Origin of the sequence: Kitasatospora sp. MY 5-36 (genome assembly GCF_001182915.1) — a bacterium.
Lineage (GTDB): Bacteria > Actinomycetota > Actinomycetes > Streptomycetales > Streptomycetaceae > Kitasatospora.
Genome location: NZ_LFVW01000617.1, coordinates 1 through 6,804, shown reverse-complemented (window position 1 = coordinate 6,804; position 6,804 = coordinate 1). Strand labels below are relative to the sequence as shown.

Below are 6,804 nucleotides of genomic sequence, written 5' to 3'. Positions count from 1 at the left end.
CGGCCGGGGTCAGGCCGCGGTCGCGGGCGGCGTCGACGACGGCGCGGGCGAGCGGGTGCTCGCTGGGGTGCTCGGCCGCGGCCGCCAGTGCCAGCAGCTCCGCCTCGGCGAGGCCGGAGCCGGTGAGCGGCCGGAGGTCGGTGACGCGCGGGGTGCCCTCGGTGAGGGTGCCGGTCTTGTCGAGGGCGACGGCGTCGACCTGGCCCAGACGCTCCATCACGACGGCGGACTTGACCAGGACGCCGTGCCGTCCGGCGTTGGCGATGGCGGAGAGCAGCGGCGGCATGGTGGCCAGCACCACCGCGCACGGGGAGGCGACGATCATGAAGGTCATCGCCCGCAGCAGCGAGCCGGTGAAGGCCGCGCCGAAGGCCAGCGGGACGGCGAAGACGGCGAGGGTGGCGGCCACCATGCCGAGCGAGTAGCGCTGTTCGACCTTCTCGATGAACAGCTGGGTGGGCGCCTTGGTCTCGGAGGCCTCCTCGACCAGCTGCACGATCCGGGCGATCACCGTATCCGAGGCGTCCCGCTCGACCCGCAGCCGCAGCGCCCCGGTGCCGTTGAGGGTGCCGGCGAACACCTCGTCACCGGGCTGCTTGGCGACCGGCAGCGGCTCGCCGGTGATGGTGGCCTGGTCGACCTCGCTCGCGCCGTCGAGCACCCGCCCGTCGGCGCCGATCCGCTCGCCGGGCCTGACCAGCACGGTGTCCCCGACGGCCAGCCGCTCGGTGGGCACGGTCTCCTCGCCGCCGTCGGGCAGCAGCCGGGTGGCGGTGGCCGGGGCGAGGTCGAGCAGTCCGCGCACCGAGTCGGCGGTACGGGCGGTGGCCAGCGCCTCCAGGGCGCCGGAGGTGGCGAAGATGACGATCAGCAGCGCGCCGTCCATGACCTGCCCGACGGCGGCGGCGCCGAGCGCGGCCACGATCATCAGCAGGTCGACGTCGAGGGTCTTCTCCCGCAGCGCCTGGAGCCCGGCCCAGCCGGGTTCCCAGCCGCCGGTGGCGTAGGCGAGGGCGTACAGCGGGCCCCAGGTCCAGGCGGGGGCGCCGGTCAGCTGGAGCGGCAGCGCGACCAGGAAGAGCACCGTCGCGGCGGCGGCCCAGCGGGCCTCGGGCAGCGACAGCACCCGGGTGCGCCGCCGGGGCGCGGTGTCCGGACGCGGCGCGCCCGGGGACGCGGGGCGCTCGGTCAGGGTGGTGGAGGACATGGCGGACGGGACCCTTCGGGGCAGGCCTGGGCAGGGCGGGGCCGTTGACTCACTCACGATACATGAACATATGAAGGCCCCTTCATCTATCAGTTGTAGTATTGCCCGCATGGGTCATGGAGCCACCCCCGCCACCGCCGTCCCGCACACGCGCCTGGACGCCACCAGCGCTGCCCGGGTGGCCACCACCCTGCAAGCCCTGGCCACACCCTCCCGGCTGCTGATCCTCTCCCGGCTGCGCGAGGGCCCCTGCGCCGCCACCGAGCTCGCCGCCGAGGTCGGCCTGGAGCAGTCCGCCTGCTCCCACCAGCTGCGCCTGCTGCGCAACCTCGGCCTGGTCATCGGCCGGCGCAACGGCCGCCAGGTCGTCTACGCGCTCTACGACAACCACGTCGCCGCACTGCTCGACCAGGCCGTCTACCACATCGAGCACCTGCGCCTGGGACTCAGCGACGCCGACGCCCCCCAGGACCCGGACGAGCCGGTCGGCACCGCCACCCGCTGAGCACCACGGGCCCGCCCGCGTCGTCCGCTCGCAGCCGTCCTCGGCCGCCCCCAACCGTTCTCAGCCGGACGCGTCGGGAACCGGCCTCCGGGACACCTCGGGACCGATCCGCACCCGCCGGGCCAGCAGGTCCGCGAAGGCCACGGTGAGCGGGTCGGGACGGGTACGGGTGTACGCCGTGAGGGTGCGCAGGACCGGGGGGTCCGGGCGCAGCAGCGCGCCCTCGAAGTGGGCTGGCACGATGTCGGCCGGCACCAGGGCGGGCCCGAGCCCCGCCGCGGCCAACAGCGGTGCGGCAGAGGTCTGTTCGGCGCGGATCGCCGCCCTGGGATGGAAACCCGCCCGGGCGCAGACCTGGTCGAGCAGGTCGGCGAGCCCGTTGTCCGGGGCGTAGTGGACCCAGTCGCGGTCGGCGAGTTCGGCCAGGCCGACCGTACCGGCGGGACGGTCGGCCAGCGGGTCCTCGGCGGGCAGCACCACGGTGAACTCCTCGACGCCGAGTTCCCTGATCGGCCCCTCCCAGCCGGTGGGCACCGGGCCGATGGCGAGATCGGCGCGCCCCTCGGCCATGGCCTCCCGGAGCCGGTCGGCGTGGGCGTACTCGCGCAGCCGGATCCGCACGCCGGGGTGCAGGCGGCGCCAGTCCCGCAGCACGGGCGGCAGGACGCCGAGGCTCACCGAGTAGACGACGGCGACCTCCAGCTCGCCCTCCTCCAGGCCGGCCGTCCGGCGGGCCGCCGCGTGCAGGCGTTCGGCCTCGGCCAGCGCGGCGCGGGCGTGCGGCAGGACCGCCCGGCCCGTCGGGGTGAGCCGTACGGCGCGCGGCAGGCGCTCCAGCAGCGGGCCGCCGAGGGCGACCTCCAGGGCGCGGATCTGGTGGGAGAGGGCGGGCTGGGTGACGTGCAGCTGTTCGGCCGCCCGGGTGAAGGATCCGGTGTCGACCACGGTGGCCAGATATTCGAGCTGTCTGAGCGTCGGCATTGCCATGAACAGATTTTATCGCTGCGGTAGATAACAAGCCTTGGACTCATCATCGCTGGTCGGGAGAGGGTCGTGGTGCGGCCGCCGACGGGAAGCAGCGGGCGGCCGATCCCCCGATGATTCGAAGGAGTTCCGCCATGTCCGACACCACCTCCCTCCAGGGTCAGCGACTCGTCGTGGTCGGTGCGGGTTCACGCACCGGCCAGGCCCTCGCCAAGGCCGCCTCGGCGGACGGCGCCACCCTCGTACTGGCCGGCCCGGACCCGCGCAAGCTGGAGTGGACGGCCGGGGAACTGTCCGGGCCGTCCGAGGTGATCGCCCTGGACATCGCCGACGAGCGGTCCATCGCCGACTTCGCCGCCCGGGCCGGCCGCTTCGACCACCTCGTCTCGACCGCCGCGATGCCGGCCAACGGCCCGCTGCGGGATCTCGAAGCGGCCGACGTCCAGCGGGCGTTCGCGGCGAAGGTGATCGGCCCGCTGCTGCTGGCCAAGCACCTGGCCGGGCAGGTCTCCGCGAGCGGCTCGTTCACCTTCTTCTCCGGCGTGGCCGCGTGGCGTCCGGCGCCCGCGCGCACCGTGATGGCCACCACCAACGGCGCACTGGCCTTCCTGGTGCAGGCGCTGGCGGTGGAGATCGCGCCGGTCCGGGTCAACGCGGTCTCCCCCGGCATCGTCGACACCGGCTCCTGGGACGGCCTGGGCGCCGACAAGGAGGCGTTCCTGCGCGGGGTCGCCGAGCGCAACCCGGCCCGACGCGTCGGCACCCCGGAGGACCTGGTCAAGGCCGTCCGCTACGCCATCGACAACCCGTACGTCACCGGCACGGTGCTCCACGTCGACGGTGGCGGCCGGCTCGCCTGACCTCCGGCCCGCCGCGGCCGACGCGGTGTCACCCCTCCCCCGGCACGCCCGCACCCGCGGGCGTGCCCACCCCGATCCGAGGAACCGGTCCCATGAACTCGCGCACCCTGATCCGCACCACCGCCGTCCTCGCGACGGTGATCGGCCTGGCGGCCGGCACCGTGGCGGCCGCCCCCGCCCGCGACACCGGCCGCCACGACTCCGCACACGACTGGCCACAGCGCCTGATCGACCGTTCGCCCGACCTCGTCCAGCCGAAGGCCCTCACCGTGGACCACTCGATCGGCGCCCGGCGCGCCGCCCAGGAGGTCCACCTGGCACAGCAGTTGTACACGTTCTGGAACACCGGGCAGCAGCGCTACCTGGACGCGGCGATCAGCCCGCACTTCCGGGACAACACCCTGCCGCCCGGCCGTCCGCAGGGCCCCGCCGGGCCGCTCCTCGCCTCGGATAGCTTCCGCGCCGCGGTGCCGGACCTGACCTGCGAACTCTCCGACCTCCTGGTCACCGGCGACAGGATCACCGCCCGCCTGGTCTTCCGCGGCCACTTCACCGGCACCTTCGACGGCGTGCGGGGCCAGGGCCAGAGCGTCGACTTCAACGCCATCGACATCCAGCACGTCGGCACCGACCGGATCACCGAGGACTGGCACATCGAGGACAACACCGCCCTGCTGGCCCAACTGGGCGTTCGTGCCTGACGCCGCCCGGTCCCTGACGGCCCGCCGGCGCCCGGCGGCTCCTCGGCGAGGAGCCGCCGGGCGCCGGCGGGCCGCGGACGCTGTTCGTGAAGGACACCCCGGGGCTGAGGTCCACCATCGCTCGCGGCCCTGCCGCCCCGTCCGTCCGGTCCGTCGCAAGGTCACGGACGCTGCTCAACGTCCGGAGCAGGTGGCGTGGTTCGGCCGTCACGGTGCGACCGGACGGCTCCGGGTGACAGCTGAGATGAATGACTCGGGCATTGCCGTTCACACCACTTGACGGGCCGCCGCAAGCCGAGCAGACTCGCATCGCGGCACCAGCTGACATGAATCCTTGAAAGACAGCCATTCACACCAGCTGCCAATGCCTGCCCGTTCCCGGCAGCGTCCGCCTGCCCGCCTCCGGATCGCCCGTCCTCCGCGCCCCAGGAGTCCAGCATGCCCTCGAACACCCCGCCCGATGCCGCGGCCGCCGCCCCGCCCTGGTCACGCGTCGACCGCGCACCCCTGACCGGGAGTTGGTGGGCCCGCGGCCTGTGGCTGGCCGAACGTCTGAGCGGCGAGGGCGACCCGCCCGCCCCGGTCGCCGACAACCCGGCGGAGGGCAGCCTCGGCTGGCGCGCCGACCGCCGACTGGCCCGCTGGCGCTCGGCGTTCACCGACCACGCGCCGGACACCGCCGAAGCCCAGGCCCGCGCGCTCGGCATCGACCCGCCCCTGCTGCGCCGGCTGCTCGCCGAACACCCCGACAGCCTGGCCGCGCGCACCGCCAAACCGGCCTGGGCCCGGTTCGTCGAGGACGTCGTCGCCCGCGCACCACGGCTGCCCCCGGCGCCCGACGGGGAGGACACCACGGAACACGCCGAGGGGCACGACGGAACGCACCGGCACGGCTTCGCCGACTTCGCCGCCGTCGTCGAACCCTTCCTCGCCGAGGCCCTCCACCTGCTGGAGGCACCCGCCCGCACCGCGGACGCCATCGAGCCCTCCGTCCTCGCGGCGGTCCGGCGCTCGCTCACCGCCGGCCTGCGGGACCAGCTGGTGTCCGTCCTCGGCCGCACCCTCGTCCTCGAACTCCACGTGGCCCGGCTGTCCGGCCAGTTGAGCGGCGACACCCCGCAGGAGCGCTTCCACGCCTTCATCGCCTGGCAGCGGGAGCCCGAGCGGCTGGCCGCGCTGCTGGACGAGTACGCCGTCCTGGCCCGGCTGCTGGCGTGCGCCACCCGGAACGCCGTCCACGCGCACCGGGAGTTCCTCGACCGCTTCACCGCCGACCGGCCCGCGCTGGTCGAGCGGCTCTTCGCCGGGCGCGACCCCGGCGAGCTGACCGAGGTGCGCACGGGCCGCGGCGACGGCCACGAGGCGGGCCGCTCGGTCGCCCTGCTGACCTTCTCCTCCGGCGCCCGGCTGGTGTACAAACCCCGGCCGCTGGCCGTCCACGAGCACTTCAACGCCCTGGTCGACTGGTACGACACCGTCCTGCCGGGCCCCGGCCCGGGCACCGTGGCGGTGTGGGACCGGGGCGGGTACGGCTGGATCGAGTACGTGGAACCGGCGCCGTGCGCCGACCACGCGGCCGCCGAGCGGTTCTACCACCGCCTCGGGGCGCTGCTGGCCCTGCTCTACGCGACCGCCGCCACCGACTTCCACTTCGAGAACGTGATCGCCGTCGGGGAGCACCCGGTCGCGGTCGACCTGGAGTCCCTGTTCCACGTCGGCGTACCCCACCTGACCGGCAGCCCGCTGATCGACGACGACCCGGCGCAGCACCTGCTCGCCCACTCGGTGCAGCGGGTGGGCCTGCTGCCCTCGGTGCTGGTAGGCGACGGCGGCGCGGTGCTGGACGTCGGCGGGATGGGCGCCGACAAGGGCGCCGTGATGCCCTTCAAGTCGCCCACCTGGGAGGGCGACGGCACCGACGAGATGCGCCTGACCCGGGTGCAGCGCGCCTTCGAGGGCAGCGCGAACCGGCCGCGACTGGACGGCCGGGACGTCGACCCGGCCGACCACCTGGCGTCCCTGCGGGCGGGGTTCGAGGCCGGCTACCGCTCCATCGCCGCCCACCGCGAGGCGCTGCTCGCACCGGACGGCCCGCTGGAGCGCTTCCGCGAGGACACCTGCCGCACCATCGTCCGCGCCACCCGGGTCTACGCCCACCTGCTGGGCGAGAGCACCCACCCGGACGTCACCCGAGACGCGCTCGACCGCGACCGGGTGCTCGGGCTGATCTTCGCCCAGTCCGCCAGGAACCCCGCCCAGCGGCCGCTGCTGCGGCTCGAAGCCGAGGACCTCTGGAGCGGCGACGTCCCGCTGTTCCGCTCCGTCGTCGGCTCCCGCGACCTGCGCACCCACCGCGGCCGGTCGCTGCCGCGGGCACTGCCCGAGTCCGGGCTCGACCGGGCCCGGCGGATCGTCGCCGCCATGGACGAGCACGACCTGGCCACCCAGGACTGGATCATCCGGGCCGCCTTCGCCGCCCGCGCCACCACCGGGGGAGCCGACGGTGCCGCACCCGCGGGCACCGGCCCGCGCCCGGCCGGGCCCGCC

6 protein-coding genes are annotated in these 6,804 nt (G+C 74.8%); 4 read left to right on the top strand and 2 right to left on the bottom strand.

Annotated features, from left to right (window positions below; translation table 11 throughout):
• On the bottom strand, window positions 1-1,207 hold a 1,207-nt coding region (locus tag AE652_RS31785; RefSeq protein ID WP_049657853.1), incomplete at its 3' end, for a heavy metal translocating P-type ATPase.
• A gap of 109 nt (window positions 1,208-1,316) precedes the next feature.
• Between AE652_RS31785 and AE652_RS31780 the strand changes: the two genes are divergently transcribed.
• Window positions 1,317-1,712, top strand: coding sequence for a helix-turn-helix transcriptional regulator (locus tag AE652_RS31780; protein ID WP_049657851.1), 396 nt, complete (start codon window positions 1,317-1,319; stop codon window positions 1,710-1,712).
• 60 nt (window positions 1,713-1,772) lie between these two features.
• On the opposite strand, the gene AE652_RS31775 is transcribed toward AE652_RS31780, so the two are convergent.
• Window positions 1,773-2,693 (bottom strand): LysR family transcriptional regulator, encoded by a 921-nt coding sequence (locus AE652_RS31775; protein ID WP_049657848.1) that lies wholly within the window; start codon window positions 2,691-2,693, stop codon window positions 1,773-1,775.
• 137 nt (window positions 2,694-2,830) lie between these two features.
• On the opposite strand from AE652_RS31775, the gene AE652_RS31770 reads away from it, so the two are divergent.
• The 3 genes from AE652_RS31770 to AE652_RS31760 form a co-directional block, all read left to right on the top strand.
• A complete protein-coding gene (locus tag AE652_RS31770; protein ID WP_049657846.1) occupies window positions 2,831-3,556 on the top strand; it encodes an SDR family oxidoreductase in 726 nt (241 codons plus the stop codon).
• 92 nt (window positions 3,557-3,648) lie between these two features.
• Window positions 3,649-4,257 carry an ester cyclase gene (locus AE652_RS31765; RefSeq protein ID WP_049657844.1) on the top strand — a complete coding sequence of 203 codons (609 nt, stop codon included), beginning with the start codon at window positions 3,649-3,651 and terminating at the stop codon, window positions 4,255-4,257.
• A gap of 438 nt (window positions 4,258-4,695) precedes the next feature.
• Window positions 4,696-6,804 (top strand): type 2 lanthipeptide synthetase LanM family protein (locus AE652_RS31760; RefSeq protein ID WP_049657843.1); only part of this gene is annotated, 2,109 nt, incomplete at its 3' end.

Coding starts and splice junctions, on each gene's coding strand:
- AE652_RS31780 (WP_049657851.1), top strand. CDS start 1,317: ATGGGTCATGGAGCCACCCCCGCCACCGCCGTCCCGCACACGCGCCTG.
- AE652_RS31775 (WP_049657848.1), bottom strand. CDS start 2,693: ATGCCGACGCTCAGACAGCTCGAATATCTGGCCACCGTGGTCGACACC.
- AE652_RS31770 (WP_049657846.1), top strand. CDS start 2,831: ATGTCCGACACCACCTCCCTCCAGGGTCAGCGACTCGTCGTGGTCGGT.
- AE652_RS31765 (WP_049657844.1), top strand. CDS start 3,649: ATGAACTCGCGCACCCTGATCCGCACCACCGCCGTCCTCGCGACGGTG.